The sequence below is a fragment of the Acidimicrobiia bacterium genome (genome assembly GCA_041676705.1).
Classification (GTDB): domain Bacteria; phylum Actinomycetota; class Acidimicrobiia; order Acidimicrobiales; family SKKL01; genus Actinomarinicola.
The window spans coordinates 130,401-145,231 of sequence record JBAYRL010000001.1 but is presented as its reverse complement, the minus strand read 5'-3'; the positions used below and the strand labels follow the sequence as shown (position 1 = coordinate 145,231).

Here is a 14,831-nt window from a genome sequence, read left to right as displayed (position 1 = left end):
ATTACGCCTCTAACAAGGCCGCCACCGCGCGGATGGCTAATTCGTAACCCAAACCACCAAAGCCAGCCACAGTGCCACTAGCAACCGGGGCTATAACCGACTGATGACGCCAAGTTTCTCGGCTAGCTGGATTAGACAAATGCAGCTCAACAATTGGCCCCCGAAAGGCCGCCAAGGCGTCGTGCAGAGACCAGGCATAGTGGGTAAAGGCACCGGGGTTGATCACGATGGCCTGACAATCTTGGCGAGCCGCCAAAATCGCGTCAACCAGTTCACCTTCGTGGTTGGATTGCACGTGACGGAGGACCATTCCATGTGCCGTGGCCTGCTTTTCAGCCCGTGTCACATGGTCGGCCAAAGTTTCGGTTCCGTAAATCTCTGGTTCTCGAGTACCGAGAATGCCAAGATTCACCCCCGACACAAGCAACACTCGGCGCTGGTCTTTAGATTCATGGGTGTTGCTCATTTTTCTCGTACCTTTCCAAGGGTAGAACGCACCAGAGCGGCGTCCACTCCGGGCACGACCTCAACACCATTGGGTCCATCAAGTGCAAAAGTCAGTGAACTAAGCATCTTTTTGTCTCGCCCCAAAGCTTCCATAATCTGATCGTCCGCTAGTTCTCGAGGAATAATTGTTGGCAACGAATACTCGGCCACCACTCGGCGGACCTCAGCCACACGCTCGGAGGGGATTCGCCCCATGGCGTGCGCTAATTCAGCGGCATAAATTAGCCCGATCGCAACGGCCTCACCGTGGCGAAGCTCAAAGTTAGATAGCAGCTCAATGGCGTGGCCCAAGGTATGCCCATAGTTCAATATGGCGCGGCGCCCACCTTCACGCTCGTCACTGGCTACCACCTGCGCTTTTATTTCAACACAAGCTGCCACGCGTTGTGGCAGTGGCATCTCATCAAGCTTGCCTCCACCTAAGAAGTGGTATTTAGCCAACTCGCCAAGGCCGCTGCGGAATTCACGTTCCGGCAAGGTATCTAAGGTGGCGGTGTCACAAATAACGGCGTGAGGCTGCCAGAAAGCCCCAACCAAATTTTTCCCTTCCGGTAAATTCACACCGGTTTTACCGCCAATCGCAGCGTCAATCTGGCCCAATAAAGTGGTTGAAACATGGATCACTGCCACACCACGGTGATAGACCGCGGCCGCGAAACCCGCCACATCACTGACCATGCCGCCGCCTACGCTAACCACAACATCGGCGCGGGTAAGCCCCCACGACGCAAACCCTCGGCACAGGGTTTCTACCGTTTCTAAGGTCTTGGCATCTTCTCCAGTACCAATATGGAATGTTTGCTGCGTGACGCCGGTTTCTACCTCAACCGCCAGACCAGGCTGGGTAACGATTGCGGCACGCTTGGCGCCCGTAGGGATAAGCGCTGCCAGCTCGTTCTTGGCGCCATCCCCAACCACCACGTCATAGCTGCGCTCACCAAGTGGTACCGGCACCACGATCATTTCTTATCTCCAAGTAATTCAAGAATCTTCTTAGCCACCGCATCGGCACTCTCGTACCAAGAAACGTCCACCCGAAGGTCGGCAACTTCAGCATAGAGAGGCCCACGTTCCTCTAAAATTTCCTGCAAAACGATCGTCGGTTCACGATGACGAAACAACGGCCGAGAAGTGGTGTCACCAATATGCTCCAAGAGTGTTTGCACATCAGCATCTAGCCATACAACGAGACCGTTTTCCATCAGTTTGAGGCGGTTGACCTCGGCTAGAACCACTCCGCCACCAGTCGCCACCACACAGCCTTCGCTCGTGTTTAACACCTGGTGCAAGGCTGCTGATTCCAACTCGCGAAATACCTGCTCCCCACGTGTAGAGAAGAGTTCGCTGATGCTACAACCCACCTCGGCCTCAACCAGCTCATCGGTATCACACCACTTGAGGTTCATTAGAGCCGCCAAACGTCGAGCCACGCTCGACTTGCCGACTCCCATCGGCCCCACCAACACAATTTGTTTAGTGCCTGTGAAACTCATAGCAGCTGCTCGCTAAAAATTATGGCCAGGAATGCTCCTAAACACAGCGACGGACCAAACGGGAAATGAGCTTTTCTTCCTCGGAAAGGAATTATCGAAAGGCCCACGACTGTGCCCAGCAAGCTACCAAAGAGCCCTGACATTAATACCAAGCGTAAGCCTGAAGGCACCCCATGGTACTGAATGACCTGGTCAACCTCCGTGAATGAACCCACCCAACCGACAACCAAACCCAGTAGCAAGGCTAGCTTGACATCACCAAAGCCCATGCCCGAAGGAGAGATCACAAAGAAAACAAAAAGGAAGAAAAAATAGCCTATGGCGCCAACTAAAGCCGGTAGAACGGTTCGAGGTTCACCCATTACAAACGCCGCCAAGATTATAAACGCCGCGCTAAGAAAGAAGGCCGGGAAAACCAAGCGGTCGGGCAAGCGGTAGTGGTCGATATCAATTGTGCTGCCCACCACCAAAGCGGCTGAGAAAATCAGCAAAGGTATTGTTGAAAATTGCAAACCAAATCGCCACACCACCAGAGCAAAGACCAGTGATGTGATGACATCTATCAAGGGTGCCCGCCAGCGCATAGAAGCGATCGGTCGAGTTTCACCATCCGCAACGGAATCGGGTGAACCCACCGGCACCAAAGTGGCCGCCGGTTGATCTGCGAACCACGACACCACCGGCACCGAAGCTGGGCTGGCCACTGCGTCTTTTAGCGGATTCGCCGACGCTCGGACCAGCGGACGTGTGGGAATATCGTCGATCAGCAGCCGCAACAACGGTGCCACCGCTAGGCCAACAACAGCAGCTATGCCAATCTCAAGGGAATCCACCGCCCAAAGCGTAGTGTGGTACGTGCTACTAGGGGTTTATGCTCGGCGCTTACTCTTTAATGTTGGAGAGGAACTTAAGAAGTAGACCACGATTTATTGAATCGTCACCATCGTCGATAACTGGGCCAAAAGCTTCTTCTCCCTCAGCATTGCCGGTTGACTCTGCCACCGCCGCAACCGCTGCTGCAGCACGCGGCGAAAGGTTGGCCAGCTGACGCGCTAGCTGGTTCGAATCCTGCAGATCGGCAACCAATCCTTGCTCGGGTCCTGGCGTTGCACCAAAGTTTGATTCACGAAGGTTGGCTTCCAACTCGGCAAACGTGTCACCACCGAAAAGTCCGCCCCGTGGGTCTTCTTCTGGGAACTCTTCTGATACCGGCTCAGTGCCAAACGGGGTCAGCACATCATCAGATTCCCGATAGCTGAGCGCCGCTGGCGGGTCATCCGACCATGAAGGCGGGTCATCGGACCATGAATCGGCAAAGCCTTGATATTCATCCTCGCTGGCGGCATAGTTATCAGCCAAGGAATAAGCCGTTGACGAAGAATACGCATCGCTGATTACAGTCGGGTTTTCAACTAATTCGATGGCGGCCACACCTAGCTTTAACAGGTCGCGCACCATTCGACCGGTGGGAAGCTCACCCAATCCAAGTCTGGCACCAAGCTCCGACACCGAAGCACCCCCGCTCAAGGCCACGACTGCCCGCCACTGCGACGAGCTTAGGGTCACCGTGTCTTCTTGCTGATCAGCGACTAAGGCAACATAGCTATCGGTGGATGGCACCACTCGCAGGATCTCTTCCCATTCACGACGGTAGCCTTCGGCGGTAACCAAGACTTCTTCAAGCTCGAGATGGTCACCGCCAAGCTCGCTGGTGGACACATCACCATCAAAGTTGAATGCTCCGTCTTCGGCGCAAAGCATCTCGAAGAGCACCACAGCGCCAGCGTCGATATGGCCACTCCAGGGTGATACACACTGTGCCAATTTTCCGTCTACGAACGCCAGAGTGCCTCGGCCTCGCTCGGTTTCCACACTCAACAAACCGGTCTTGCCCGTATTGGCAAGCAACCGTAAAACGTCTGGCAAGGCGAACGATCCGAGGGTTCCTGAAAGAGACATCTCCACCTCCAACCCAATAGTTCAATGTACCTATCGGCAAAAGAGCGATGAATCTAAAGGAGTCGGGGAAAAATCAACCTCGCCGGGTACAAGTCTTTCACGAGCTAGTCGACCAGATGACCTTCAACCGCTGCTTTCATAACGGCCAGAGGTGCCGCTTCACCCGTCCATTTCGTGAACGCTACGGCGGCTTGGTGCACCAACATGCCCAGTCCACCAACCACCTGAGACCCTTTGGCGGTAGCGTCTTGCATAAGCCTGGTTTGGAGCGGATGGTACACCAAGTCAGCAACGACCTGGCCTTGGCGCAATAGCTCTGGGTTAACAGGGCTGCGATTTACCTGAGCCGGATCGGAGTCGCTATGCATCCCAATTGAGGTGCAATTTACTACCAGATCGGCTCGGCCTACTGCTGAGGCCTCCCCAACCCGCGCCACTTCTGGAGCAAGCGAGACTGCCAATTGGGCGGTCTCGACGGTTCGATTAACCACCACAATCTCGCCAGCACCAGCTTCAGCCAAGGCCAAAATCACCGCACGAGCCGCGCCGCCCGCACCAAAAACCACGCACGTTTTACCCTTGGGAACAAACTCGGCATCTTCTAACAACGATGCTACGAACCCGGCGCCGTCGGTGTTGTCGCCCACCATTTTGTTACCAGCACGATAAACACAATTTACGGCGTTTAGTTTGGCCGCTTGAGATGTCAATTGGTCAACAGTGGCCGCCACGTTGGCCTTGTGCGGCATGGTGACGCTCAAACCCTCAATTCCCAAGACTCGGGCCGCTTCAATTGCGTGATCGCCATGTTCGGGGGCAACATCAAAAACCGTGAAGACCCAGTCGAGGCCAAGATGGTTGAAAGCGGCGTTGTGAATGGCCGGGGATAGCGAATGTTGCACCGGATGCCCAATGAGGCCTACCACCTTTGTATTGCCACTTACCGCAATGTTTTGAATCATTTTGGTTACCTCTTGCAGTATCCCGGCAGTTAACAAATGCGCTTAGAAGATTCCTTCGGCCTGCGATTTTTCTTTCTGGGCCAAGAACTCATCGTAGTCGTCGGTGAAGAAATGGCTGCCGTCGTTGCTGGCCAACACGTAATAAAGCCACGGTCCGTCTTCTGGATTCAACGCCGCAGCCAATGCCGCACGACCAGGCGCCGCAATCGGTCCAGGCGGAATGCCAGCATTAAGGCGTGTGTTGTAAGGCGAATCGATGGCCAAGTCGGCGTCGGTGAGTGGACCGCTGCGTTCGGGACCACGAGCGAAAAACACCGTTGCATCGATGCCTAGAGGCATACCGATGGCCAATCGGTTGTGTATGACCCGTGAAACCTTCCCGTACTCATCGCTCAAACGAGATTCCTTCTCAATCATGGAGGCAATCGTGATGTACTCGTAAGCCGTAAGCCCTTGAGGTGCGCCAGTGACGGGGTCAAGATTCATATAGGGAACCAAACCGACATCGGTAGCAACCTTGGTGAATTGCTGGTTCATCCGCTCCAAAATTTCAACTGGCGTATCGCCCAGGGCGTAATCGTAGGTGTCGGGAAACAACAGACCTTCCCAGTCGTTGCTGCCCTTTGGTCGCCACGGGGTCTCCATGCGAATCAACGCGCTCGACATCTCAGCAGCATCGAAACTCTCGATTTGGTCATCCAAACGTTCCGCAATTTCAGCCACGGTCAGCCCTTCGGGAACCGTGAAGCGTTTGGTTTCAATTGGCGCTGGTCCCGCTTCCAAAACCGCGATTGCTTGCCCGAACGACATGTTCTTGTTCATGTTGTATAAGCCAGCCTGGAAAGCACCTTTGTTTTTCCAACGCAGGTAATAACGAAATACTGTGGGGTTATTAACTACGCCTTCTTTAGCCAGGAGTGTTGCAATCGAGTCGGTTGAGGAACCGCTTGGTACCGTGATCACCACGGCATCGCCTAGGCCACCCGAAGGGTTAATTTGGCGCTGTAACCAAAAAATAGCACCAGCACCTATCATTGCAATTAACGCTACCGTGGCTACCAGGGTGTAAAGAACCTGGCGTGACCGAGGCGGTTCGGGACGAATTCTCACGTAGCGGCCATCGTCCCACTGCCAGTCGCCGGGGTCGCCTCGAAGATCGGCCTGAGTGGCCCTGGTATCACCGTTTCTCGAGGAGCGAGATGAGCTGGGGGTAGTCACGTACTTGTTCCTTGTGAGGGATCGTCGGCCCTACGGTCAAGCCACGATTGTAGAATGATGGACGCTGCCACTTTGTCTACAACCTTTCTTCGGGCTTGGGCATTCAGGCCTTGTTCTTGAAGCTGTCGATCGGCAGTCACCGTCGTCAACCGCTCATCAATGGTTTCCACGGGCAGCGAGGTGCGCTTGGCCAGCTCTTTGACCTCGGCCAAGATGCCCTTGGCCGCCGGACCCACTGAACCGTCCATCGACAAGGGCAAGCCCACTACCAACACTTCAGCGTCAGCTTCGGCGGCCAGAGCCAAAATTTTGGAATGATCACGCTGTCGGTCACCGCTACGTTCTACCACTTCAAACGGGGTTGCTAATGTTCCAGCACTGAGGGCCACGCCGATACGTCGAGAACCGAAATCTATTCCAAGCGCCCTCATCGGCTGCGGTTCCGATTCAAGCCGAAGCACGCATGGCGTCTCGCACCAAAGCAAGCGCGTCATCGAGACGGTTTGGGTTTCTGCCCCCAGCCATGGCCAGTTCGGCATTCTTCCCGGTGCCGCCCTCCACTAGTCGTGCTGGTTCGCTGATCAGCTCGGAGGCGTGCAGACCTGAATCTTTCGTGACCGCCGCCACGATGGCCACACCACCGGAGCTAGGCAATCCGCCTAAGACCACGCCCTTGATTCCGCTTTGGTCGCGCACCGCGAGCGCTAATTGCCGTAGATCATCGCGTTCTAAATCGTCGACACGGGCCACCACTAAACCATCGACTGCTGAATCAGCCAAAGAGCTGGCTTGGCCTACCGCTAGCTGCGCCTTCAGGGCTTTTAGTTGGTTGCGAGTGTCCTTTAGTTCGCTTAGACGCTTCGAAACACCTTCGACCATGTCGGTGGGTTTAACCCCAAGCAGCGCCGCCGCATCAGCTAGCACCGCCTCTTCTTGACGTAAACGTTGAATGGGACCGAAGCCAGTTATGGCTTCTATGCGGCGAATATTCGATCCGATTGAACTCTCGGAAATGATTTTGAGTGGACCGATGTCACCTAAGGCCGAAACGTGCGTTCCGCCGCAGAACTCTATGGAATGCGCACCGGCCTGCAAGACCCTGACCCGCTCGCCATATTTCTCACCGAAAAAAGCGATGGCGCCAAGCTTTTCAGCTTCAGCTTTTGAGGTTTCGAAGTGTTTTACCTCGGCGTTGTTCAAAATTTCGTGGTTCGCCAAGTCTTCAATGGCCGCTATTTCTTCAGGGGTTACCGATTCAAAATGGCTGAAGTCGAAACGCAATCTATCTGGTGCTACTAGTGAACCTTGCTGGCGAACGTGGTCACCAAGCACCTCGCGTAACGCCCAATGCAGAATATGGGTACCAGTGTGATTCCGTTTGATAGCGGCACGGCGTTCCTCGTCAATTGAAGCTACTGCTTCTTGACCCACTTCAATTGTGCCAGACACCAACTCAACACGGTGACGATGTAAACCTGGCACGCCGTAGGTCGTGTCGAGCACTTTCGCCACACCAGTGTCGGTTACAATTTCACCGGTATCTCCAACCTGACCGCCCGATTCCGCATAAAACGGGGTGCGGTCTAAGAAGATATCGTTCCCAACAACGCCGATAACAACCGCTTTAGAACTGGTTTCGGTACGGCCCGTGAAAACCGTAGGACCATGCTCCGACAGAATTTGTTGATAGCTGCGGGTGGTATCGTCATCGACCACACCGCCAGCTTTACTAGCCGCTTTGGCGCGCTGACGCTGCCTAGACATGGCGGTTTCAAAGCCCGCCGTGTCAACCTCGAAACCCTTTAACAAAGCCACCTCTTTGGTGACTTCAAGGGGAAATCCGTAGGTGTCGTGCAGTTGAAAAGCCACTTCGCCATCTAAACGGCCACCATCTGGCAGGGCATCGAGTTCTTGGTCGAGGATTTGAGAACCGGAACGAAGTGTTTGACGGAAACGACCTTCCTCCCGCTCTACGATGCCCAGAACCAAATCTTGGTTCGTTCGAATCTCGGGGTAATCGGTGCCCATAGCGTCGATACAATGCTGCACCAGTGGCGTACAAACCGAGGTTTCTACGCCCAACAAATAAGCAAAGCGGATGGCGCGCCGAATGATCAGACGCAGGACATAGCCACGATCTTCGTTCGAGGGAATAACACCATCGCTGATTAGGAACGTCATGGTGCGGGTGTGATCGGCCAACAAACGCAAGGCGATATCGCCCAGGTCACTTTGGCCAATACGAACCTTGGTAACCCGCTCGGCTTCTTCAACCAAAGTGGCCAGTGAGTCAGCCACATATAAGCTGGGGCTCCCTTGGATCACCCCAAGAATTCGCTCTAAGCCGGCACCAACGTCGATACCTTTGTTGTCAAGGTCGCTTAGGCTACCGTCGGCACGTCGAAAAAACTGTGGGAACACGCTGTTGTAAAACTCCACGAAGCGTGTTTCAGCGGCCGGGTTAGCTGGTCCCCCTTCGGGGCCATAGGCCGAACCAAAGTCGAAAAACAACTCGGAGCTAGGCCCACAAGGTCCGGTTTCACCCATTTCCCAAAAGTTGTCGGCACCAAGTCGTTGTAGCCGCTCTCGCGGAAACCCAACGCCGTCAACCCAGATTTCTTCGGCTTCGTCATCACTTTCGTGAATGGTGACCCATACACGGTCACCGTCGATACCCAATACCTCGGTGGTCATCTCCCAAGCCCAAGGAATAGCCGCTTCTTTAAAATAATCACCAAAGCTGAAGTTGCCCAGCATCTCGAAAAAGCTGAGGTGACGTAACGAACGACCAATGTCATCGAGGTCGTTGTGCTTACCTCCAGCACGAACGCACTTCTGCACAGTGACTGCCCGAGGTGGGCTAAACGGTACTGGTTCTTCGCCTAGGAAATAAGGCACGAACTGCATCATGCCCGAGTTGGTAAACATGGGCGCACTGGGGTGGGTGGGAATCAAACTGGAAGATGCCACTGGAGTGTGTTGGCGATCTTCAAAAAACTTGGTCCAGATTTGGCGGAGTTCGCTAGCTTTCATGGTGATCTCAGACTACTAAAGCGGATGGTTGGACAGTTCACGGCGCAAATTGGCTTCCGTCTCTCGCATAATTTCACGGCCATCATGCACGACCTCGGCCAATTCTGCGCTCAGAGAACGCCACGATTCTTCAACCTGGGTGGCCACCCCTTCGGGAGTAAACCGCGACGCGCTCGAGCGAAGCTGTAACAAGAGCCAAACGGTTCCTAAGGCACCACTGATGGCCCCTAGGAAAAACCAAAATATTCGCTTAAACATTAACGGCTCCGCTTTCGACGGCGACCAAAAAGTCGGCCGATCGCTGTTCCCAAGGCAATCAATTTAATCATCGGCCAAGCCAAAAGCCGATACGTAAGTGACGTGGTGGCATCGACATTATGAGTGATCGATTCGGTCCGTTCCAAGATGGTGTCTACCCGCACCAACTCGTGATTGACCGCGGTGGCACTACGGTGCACTTCAGCTGCCGCGGCGCTTGCCACCTTGGTTAGCTCATTCATCGCCATCCGTGCGGTACGTAACGTTCGAAGCAACGACAAGACCGCCGCCGTCACAATGACGGCAATCACGACCGAGGCGATAGCCACAATTAACGCCGCTAGTTCGCCCGCACTCACGTCTGCTTCTTTTGCCTGGTAGACATGCGGTGTTGAATCTCCTCTTCAAAGCCATGCGACGACGGCTGGTAATAGCGCGACAAGCCTACCCCAGCCGGTAGATAGGTTTGATCCACCCAGCCTCGTTCATCATCATGGGGATACTTGTAACCTCGACCATGTCCCAGGTTTTTCGCACCTGAATAGTGGCTGTCACGCAAATGCTTGGGAACAATGGCCGCAGCACCCAGGGCAACCTCGGCTTTAGCCGCAAAGAGTGCTTTGGTAACGGTGTTTGACTTCGGGGCCGTAGCCAGGTGCACCACGGCTTGAGCCAGGTTGAGTTGTGCTTCGGGCAGACCCACCATATCAACCGCCCGGGCGGCAGCTTCGGCCACTAACAGCGACATCGGGTCGGCCATACCAACGTCTTCTGAGGCCAGAATTACCAAACGTCGGGCAATGAAACGAGCATCTTCCCCGGCTTCTAGCATGTGCGCTAGCCAGTAGAGCCCGGCATCGACGTCGGAACCACGAATGCTTTTGATAAACGCGCTAGTTATGTCGTAGTGGGCATCGCGTCCATACGCTAAGGCTTTAGCGCTCAGTGCATCTTCAGCATGGGCAAGCTCTACAACCGTGTGGTTGCGATCATCGTTAGTTTGTGCCAGTGCGATGGCGACCTCGAGGGCCGTGAGAGCTTGGCGGGCATCGCCTCCCGCTCGGCTGGCAATTAGTTCTAGCGCCTCAGGTGTGGCCGTGGCAGCCTCGAGCTCTAAGCCGCGCTTCAATAGCTTAAACACCGCTTGATCATTTAGAGGTTCTAAGCGGAACAAGGTGGAGCGTGACAATAGGGCCGCGTTCAGCTCGAAATACGGATTTTCGGTGGTTGCACCAATGAGCGTTAGCAGGCCCGATTCCACCGAAGGCAACAACGCATCTTGTTGTGCTTTGTTAAAACGGTGAATTTCATCCAAGAACAAAAAGGTGGAAATGCTGTAGTGGGCACGACGTTCTTGGGCGGCACTAATTACTTCCCGCACGTCTTTAACTGAAGCCTGGGTGGCCGATAGTTGCTCGAAGTGGGCTTTGGTGTAGTCGGCCACCAAGTGAGCCAAAGTGGTTTTCCCAGTGCCGGGTGGCCCCCATAAAATTACTGAAGATAATTTGTCGTGCTCGAGTAAAGTACGCAGTGGCGTTCCCGGAGCGATGAGGTGTTCCTGACCTAACACCTCATCAAGGTGTTTGGGGCGCAACCGTGCTGCCAAGGGTCCATCTTGGTGAAGCTGGCGTTCCATTCCGGCCGAGAACAGGTCGTTACTCACTCCCCTATCTTAGTTGCTTGACCCCAAAGGCACTGCTTAGGCATTCCAAGCATGGCAATATCGTTAAATGCGTTGGTACGCCGTTTTATTCTGGGGATGGGTCATTGGTTCAGCCGCCGTATGGTTGTGGCGTCGGATGAACCACAAACCTTCGGCCAATCCACCCACTACTGAGGTGATGTCGTCTCCTCTGAGGTTGACCGCAGCAGACCCGGCCAACACAACGGCACCTAGGTCGCTTGGCCGTGACACCGAGAGTTCCGAGAGTCGTTCGATGCTCACCAACCTGCCCACCCTCTTAGCTGGAGTTTCACTACCTTGTGGCCTGGCGCCACTTACGCATGGCCAAGCCAACTTAGATTTTGACTCGGCCGCTGTTTTCGCTACCGACAGCGCATCTTTTGAGGAAACCAAGAAGAAGCTTTTAGAGGAAATTTCCGGGCTCGGCTTTGAGATTGTGCCCATTGATCAAAACACTTTTCGAGCCCATAAACCAGAAGGTGACCTAGAGATCGAGTTTTTCGGAACAACCGAACTGAACCGTGATTTCTCCACCGCCACTAACGGTGCGACGGTGGTGGAAATACGACTGGCTACTTAACTTCTGAACTTTCGCTTGGCCACCGGGGTCTCATCACGGTGCAACTGTTGCAACGGGCAAAAGACAGCTCATCCTTTTGGTGGCAACAAACGCAGGCCCAGCTCTTCAAGCTGATTTGGGTCGATGGGTGTGGGCGCATTAGTTAGAGGATCGCTACCGGACTGGGTTTTGGGGAACGCGATGACCTCACGAATATTTTCTTCCCCAGCTAAAATGGCCACCAAGCGATCAATTCCAAAAGCGAACCCGGCATGAGGTGGCGCCCCGTATTGGAAGGCATCAAGCAAGAAACCAAACTTGGTCTGAGCTTCCTCGGCGCCAATACCAATACGGTCAAGGACCAACGACTGTATGTCGGGCCGATGAATTCGAACGCTGCCTGAGCCAAGCTCCCAACCATTCAGAACTAGGTCGTAAGCCTGCGATCGAACTGCTAAGAGCTCTTCCCCGCTGCCGTTACGCAACAAATCCAAATCATCGGTGTTCGGCATGGTGAAGGCATGGTGGGCTGGAATTGGTGTGCCGTTGTCGTCTAAGCCTTCAAAGAGCGGGAACTCGGTTATCCACAGGAACTGAAGCCCACCTTCGTTAACAGGGGGCCGGCCCAACTCAAGACGCAGCAGGCCCAAAACGTGACGGACCATGGCCCGCTCGTCGGCCACGAGCAGCAAAAGGTCGCCTGGGGCAGCTTCGGTGGCTGTCACCAGGTTGGCTAGTTCGGTTTCGCCGAGAAACTTTGCTACCGGCGAGTTGATCACGCCGTTTTCTTCCACCTTCATCCACACCAGGCCTTTGGCCCCGAAACGTTTGGCCGTTTCAGTCAGGGCATCCAGGCGATTGCGAGTGGTGTCGGCGCCGCCGGGGACACGAATGCCTTTAATACAAGAAGCTTTGAAAGCGTTGAAGCTAGTTTCGGTGAAAATTGGTGTCAGCTCTACCAGTTCCATGCCAAAGCGCACGTCGGGCTTATCAGAACCGAAGCGCTCCATAGCTTCGGTCCAGGTCATCTGGGGAATTTCTCCGATCTCAACTGCGGTTGCGGCCTTAACGGCGGCCACCACGGCATGGGTGATGAGCGCCAATACTTCGTCTTGGCTGGCGAAACTCACCTCGGCGTCGAGCTGCATAAACTCGAATTGCCGATCAGCGCGAAGATCTTCATCACGTAGGCAACGAGCAATCTGGTAGTAACGATCAATGCCGCCGACCATGCAAAGCTGTTTGAACAACTGCGGACTTTGGGGCAGAGCGTAGAAACTCCCTGGCTTAAGCCGTGCTGGCACCACAAAATCTCGGGCACCTTCGGGAGTTGAGGCGATCAGCATGGGCGTTTCGACTTCTAGGAAATCTTGTTCTTCCATGGCCCTACGAATAGCGCTGTTGACTTTGGCTCGAAGGCGCAAGTTTCGCTGCATGCGTTCCCGCCGCAGATCGATATAGCGATGCCGCAGCCGCACCGTTTCATCGGTTTCTACCCTGTCATCGAGCAAAAACGGTGGGGGTTGCGAAACAGAAAGAACCTCCACTTCACAATCGCCAAGCTCGACTTCACCACTGGCCAGGTTGGGGTTGATAGTTCCTTCCGGGCGCATTCGAACCACGCCGGTGATGCGCACCACATATTCACTGCGCAGATCAGCTGCGCCGTCAACCACGGCTTGGATGACACCAGTTCGGTCGCGTACGTCAACAAAAGCCAAATGCTCACCATGCTCACGACGTCTGGCAACCCAGCCACAAACCGCCACCTGGCGACCCACGTCGACTGCGGTCAATTGGCCGCACATATCGGTTCTCATAGCCAAAGCGTCAGAGTTGGTTGTGGTCACGGTTGCTTCCTCAGGTATTCAATTAAGTCGCTACGTTCAAGGCTCATTTGGCTGGCCGGGCCTCGCAGATCGCGGACAGTAACGTTATCGGCTGCAGCTTCTTCCTCACCGATAATCAACGCCAACGCGGCGCCGGAACGATCGGCGGCTTTCATCTGCGATTTCATCGATCGACGATCATAGGCTCGATCCAGGAACAAGCCCGCACGGCGTGCTTGGGTAACCAGGTCGCGGGCGTGGGTGCCGCCGGTCGTGTCGACCACAAAGGCTAGCGGTACTTGCTCGGCTGGCCGTAGAGCTTCTTCAGCTTGCAAGGCCAGCAAAATCCGCTCGATACCGCTGCCGAAACCCACGCCTGGGGTTTCCGGGCCGCCTAAGGCTGATGCTAAACCGTCGTAACGGCCACCGCCGCCAATTGCATTCTGCGCACCCTCCAGCGCCAAAGCCTGGAATTCAAAGGTGCTGTGGGTGTAGTAGTCGAGCCCGCGAACCAGGCGGGGTTCAACATCAAAATCTACTTCCGCGGCGCGCAATCCTTGTTGTACCCGCTCAAAATGCTCAAGTGCATACTCAGATAGCGACTCGAGCACCGAGGGAGCTTCTGACAGAGCGGCTACTGTTTCAGCCCGCTTGGAATCAAGCACTCGCATTGGATTAGTACGGGCAGTTTCAAGATCTTGGGGGTGCAGTTGATCGCTGTGATCTTGCAGCCAGGTTCCCAACAGTGTGGTGTAATTTGAACGGTCTTCCGGTGTGCCCATTGAGTTCAACAACAGGCGAAGTTGCCGCAAGCCCAGCTGAGCATAAAAGTCGGCCTGCAAGGTGATTACTTCCACGTCCAGATCAGCATCGGGTGAGCCGAGCACCTCGACGCCTAGCTGATGGTGCTGGCGGTAACGACCGGCTTGGGGCCGTTCGTAGCGAAAGTTAGGTGCTACATACCAAGCCTTCCAGGGATTTCGCTGAGGTCGATGTTGGAGGTAGGCACGCACAATGGAAGCTGTCCCTTCCGGACGCAACGCTAAATGGCGGCCACCTTTATCGATAAAATCGTACATTTCTTTGGTGACAATGTCGGTACCTTCACCAACCCGTAAAAACACTCCGAGGTCTTCAAACATGGGGCTTTGCACCAAACCGAAACCCGCATTGGCAACATGTTGGGCGAAACGGGCCACCAGCTCTACCCACTGAGCCGACTCGGGCGGCATTACATCACGCGTGCCCACAGGAGCGCTAAAGGAACTTGAAGCCATGGCCCGAGATTACCGGGCCGAGCTAACGGTTTAGCCATTTACCAGGCCACAA

At 54.8% G+C, this 14,831-nt stretch carries 16 protein-coding genes; 1 reads left to right on the top strand and 15 read right to left on the bottom strand.

Annotated features, from left to right (window positions below; all coding sequences use genetic code 11):
• Nucleotide 1: 1 nt before the first annotated feature.
• From WC184_00750 to WC184_00690, 13 genes are all read right to left on the bottom strand, one after another.
• Nucleotides 2–466 (bottom strand): type II 3-dehydroquinate dehydratase, encoded by a 465-nt coding sequence (locus WC184_00750; GenBank protein MFA7476407.1) that lies wholly within the window; start codon nucleotides 464–466, stop codon nucleotides 2–4.
• Nucleotides 463–1,470 carry a 3-dehydroquinate synthase family protein gene (locus tag WC184_00745; protein ID MFA7476406.1) on the bottom strand — a complete coding sequence of 336 codons (1,008 nt, stop codon included), beginning with the start codon at nucleotides 1,468–1,470 and terminating at the stop codon, nucleotides 463–465. The genes WC184_00750 and WC184_00745 overlap by 4 nt, the downstream gene beginning before the upstream one ends.
• The gene (locus WC184_00740) at nucleotides 1,467–2,000 is read right to left on the bottom strand and encodes a shikimate kinase (GenBank protein ID MFA7476405.1); all 534 of its coding nucleotides are present in this window, start codon (nucleotides 1,998–2,000) and stop codon (nucleotides 1,467–1,469) included. Before WC184_00740 ends, WC184_00745 begins: the two co-directional genes overlap by 4 nt.
• Nucleotides 1,997–2,833: an A24 family peptidase gene (locus tag WC184_00735; GenBank protein MFA7476404.1), complete on the bottom strand. Its 837-nt coding sequence runs from the start codon at nucleotides 2,831–2,833 to the stop codon at nucleotides 1,997–1,999. The genes WC184_00740 and WC184_00735 overlap by 4 nt, the downstream gene beginning before the upstream one ends.
• 49 nt (nucleotides 2,834–2,882) lie before the next feature.
• Entirely contained in the window at nucleotides 2,883–3,959 is a 1,077-nt protein-coding gene (locus tag WC184_00730; protein MFA7476403.1) for a DUF4388 domain-containing protein, read from the bottom strand.
• Between the two features lie 104 nt (nucleotides 3,960–4,063).
• Entirely contained in the window at nucleotides 4,064–4,921 is an 858-nt protein-coding gene (gene aroE, locus WC184_00725) for a shikimate dehydrogenase (GenBank protein ID MFA7476402.1), read from the bottom strand.
• Nucleotides 4,922–4,963: 42 nt separating this feature from the next.
• Entirely contained in the window at nucleotides 4,964–6,139 is a 1,176-nt protein-coding gene (gene mltG, locus WC184_00720) for an endolytic transglycosylase MltG (protein MFA7476401.1), read from the bottom strand.
• Nucleotides 6,136–6,600, bottom strand: coding sequence for a Holliday junction resolvase RuvX (ruvX, locus tag WC184_00715; GenBank protein ID MFA7476400.1), 465 nt, complete (start codon nucleotides 6,598–6,600; stop codon nucleotides 6,136–6,138). The genes mltG and ruvX overlap by 4 nt, the downstream gene beginning before the upstream one ends.
• Nucleotides 6,587–9,172 carry an alanine--tRNA ligase gene (gene alaS / locus WC184_00710; protein MFA7476399.1) on the bottom strand — a complete coding sequence of 862 codons (2,586 nt, stop codon included), beginning with the start codon at nucleotides 9,170–9,172 and terminating at the stop codon, nucleotides 6,587–6,589. Before alaS ends, ruvX begins: the two co-directional genes overlap by 14 nt.
• Nucleotides 9,173–9,187: 15 nt before the next feature.
• Nucleotides 9,188–9,430, bottom strand: coding sequence for a hypothetical protein (locus WC184_00705; GenBank protein ID MFA7476398.1), 243 nt, complete (start codon nucleotides 9,428–9,430; stop codon nucleotides 9,188–9,190).
• Nucleotides 9,430–9,789: a DUF948 domain-containing protein gene (locus WC184_00700; GenBank protein MFA7476397.1), complete on the bottom strand. Its 360-nt coding sequence runs from the start codon at nucleotides 9,787–9,789 to the stop codon at nucleotides 9,430–9,432. Before WC184_00700 ends, WC184_00705 begins: the two co-directional genes overlap by 1 nt.
• On the bottom strand, nucleotides 9,786–11,093 hold the full coding sequence (locus WC184_00695; GenBank protein ID MFA7476396.1) for a replication-associated recombination protein A: 1,308 nt from the start codon (nucleotides 11,091–11,093) through the stop codon (nucleotides 9,786–9,788). The genes WC184_00700 and WC184_00695 overlap by 4 nt, the downstream gene beginning before the upstream one ends.
• A gap of 63 nt (nucleotides 11,094–11,156) precedes the next feature.
• Nucleotides 11,157–11,375 (bottom strand): hypothetical protein, encoded by a 219-nt coding sequence (locus WC184_00690; protein ID MFA7476395.1) that lies wholly within the window; start codon nucleotides 11,373–11,375, stop codon nucleotides 11,157–11,159.
• On the opposite strand from WC184_00690, the gene WC184_00685 reads away from it, so the two are divergent.
• Complete coding sequence (locus WC184_00685) at nucleotides 11,368–11,694, top strand: hypothetical protein (protein MFA7476394.1); 327 nt, start codon at nucleotides 11,368–11,370, stop codon at nucleotides 11,692–11,694. The genes WC184_00690 and WC184_00685 overlap by 8 nt on opposite strands.
• 68 nt (nucleotides 11,695–11,762) lie before the next feature.
• On the opposite strand, the gene aspS is transcribed toward WC184_00685, so the two are convergent.
• Both aspS and hisS read right to left on the bottom strand, forming a co-directional pair.
• Entirely contained in the window at nucleotides 11,763–13,493 is a 1,731-nt protein-coding gene (gene aspS / locus WC184_00680; GenBank protein MFA7476393.1) for an aspartate--tRNA ligase, read from the bottom strand.
• Nucleotides 13,494–13,519: 26 nt separating this feature from the next.
• Nucleotides 13,520–14,779: a histidine--tRNA ligase gene (hisS, locus tag WC184_00675; protein MFA7476392.1), complete on the bottom strand. Its 1,260-nt coding sequence runs from the start codon at nucleotides 14,777–14,779 to the stop codon at nucleotides 13,520–13,522.
• Nucleotides 14,780–14,831: the final 52 nt, after the last annotated feature.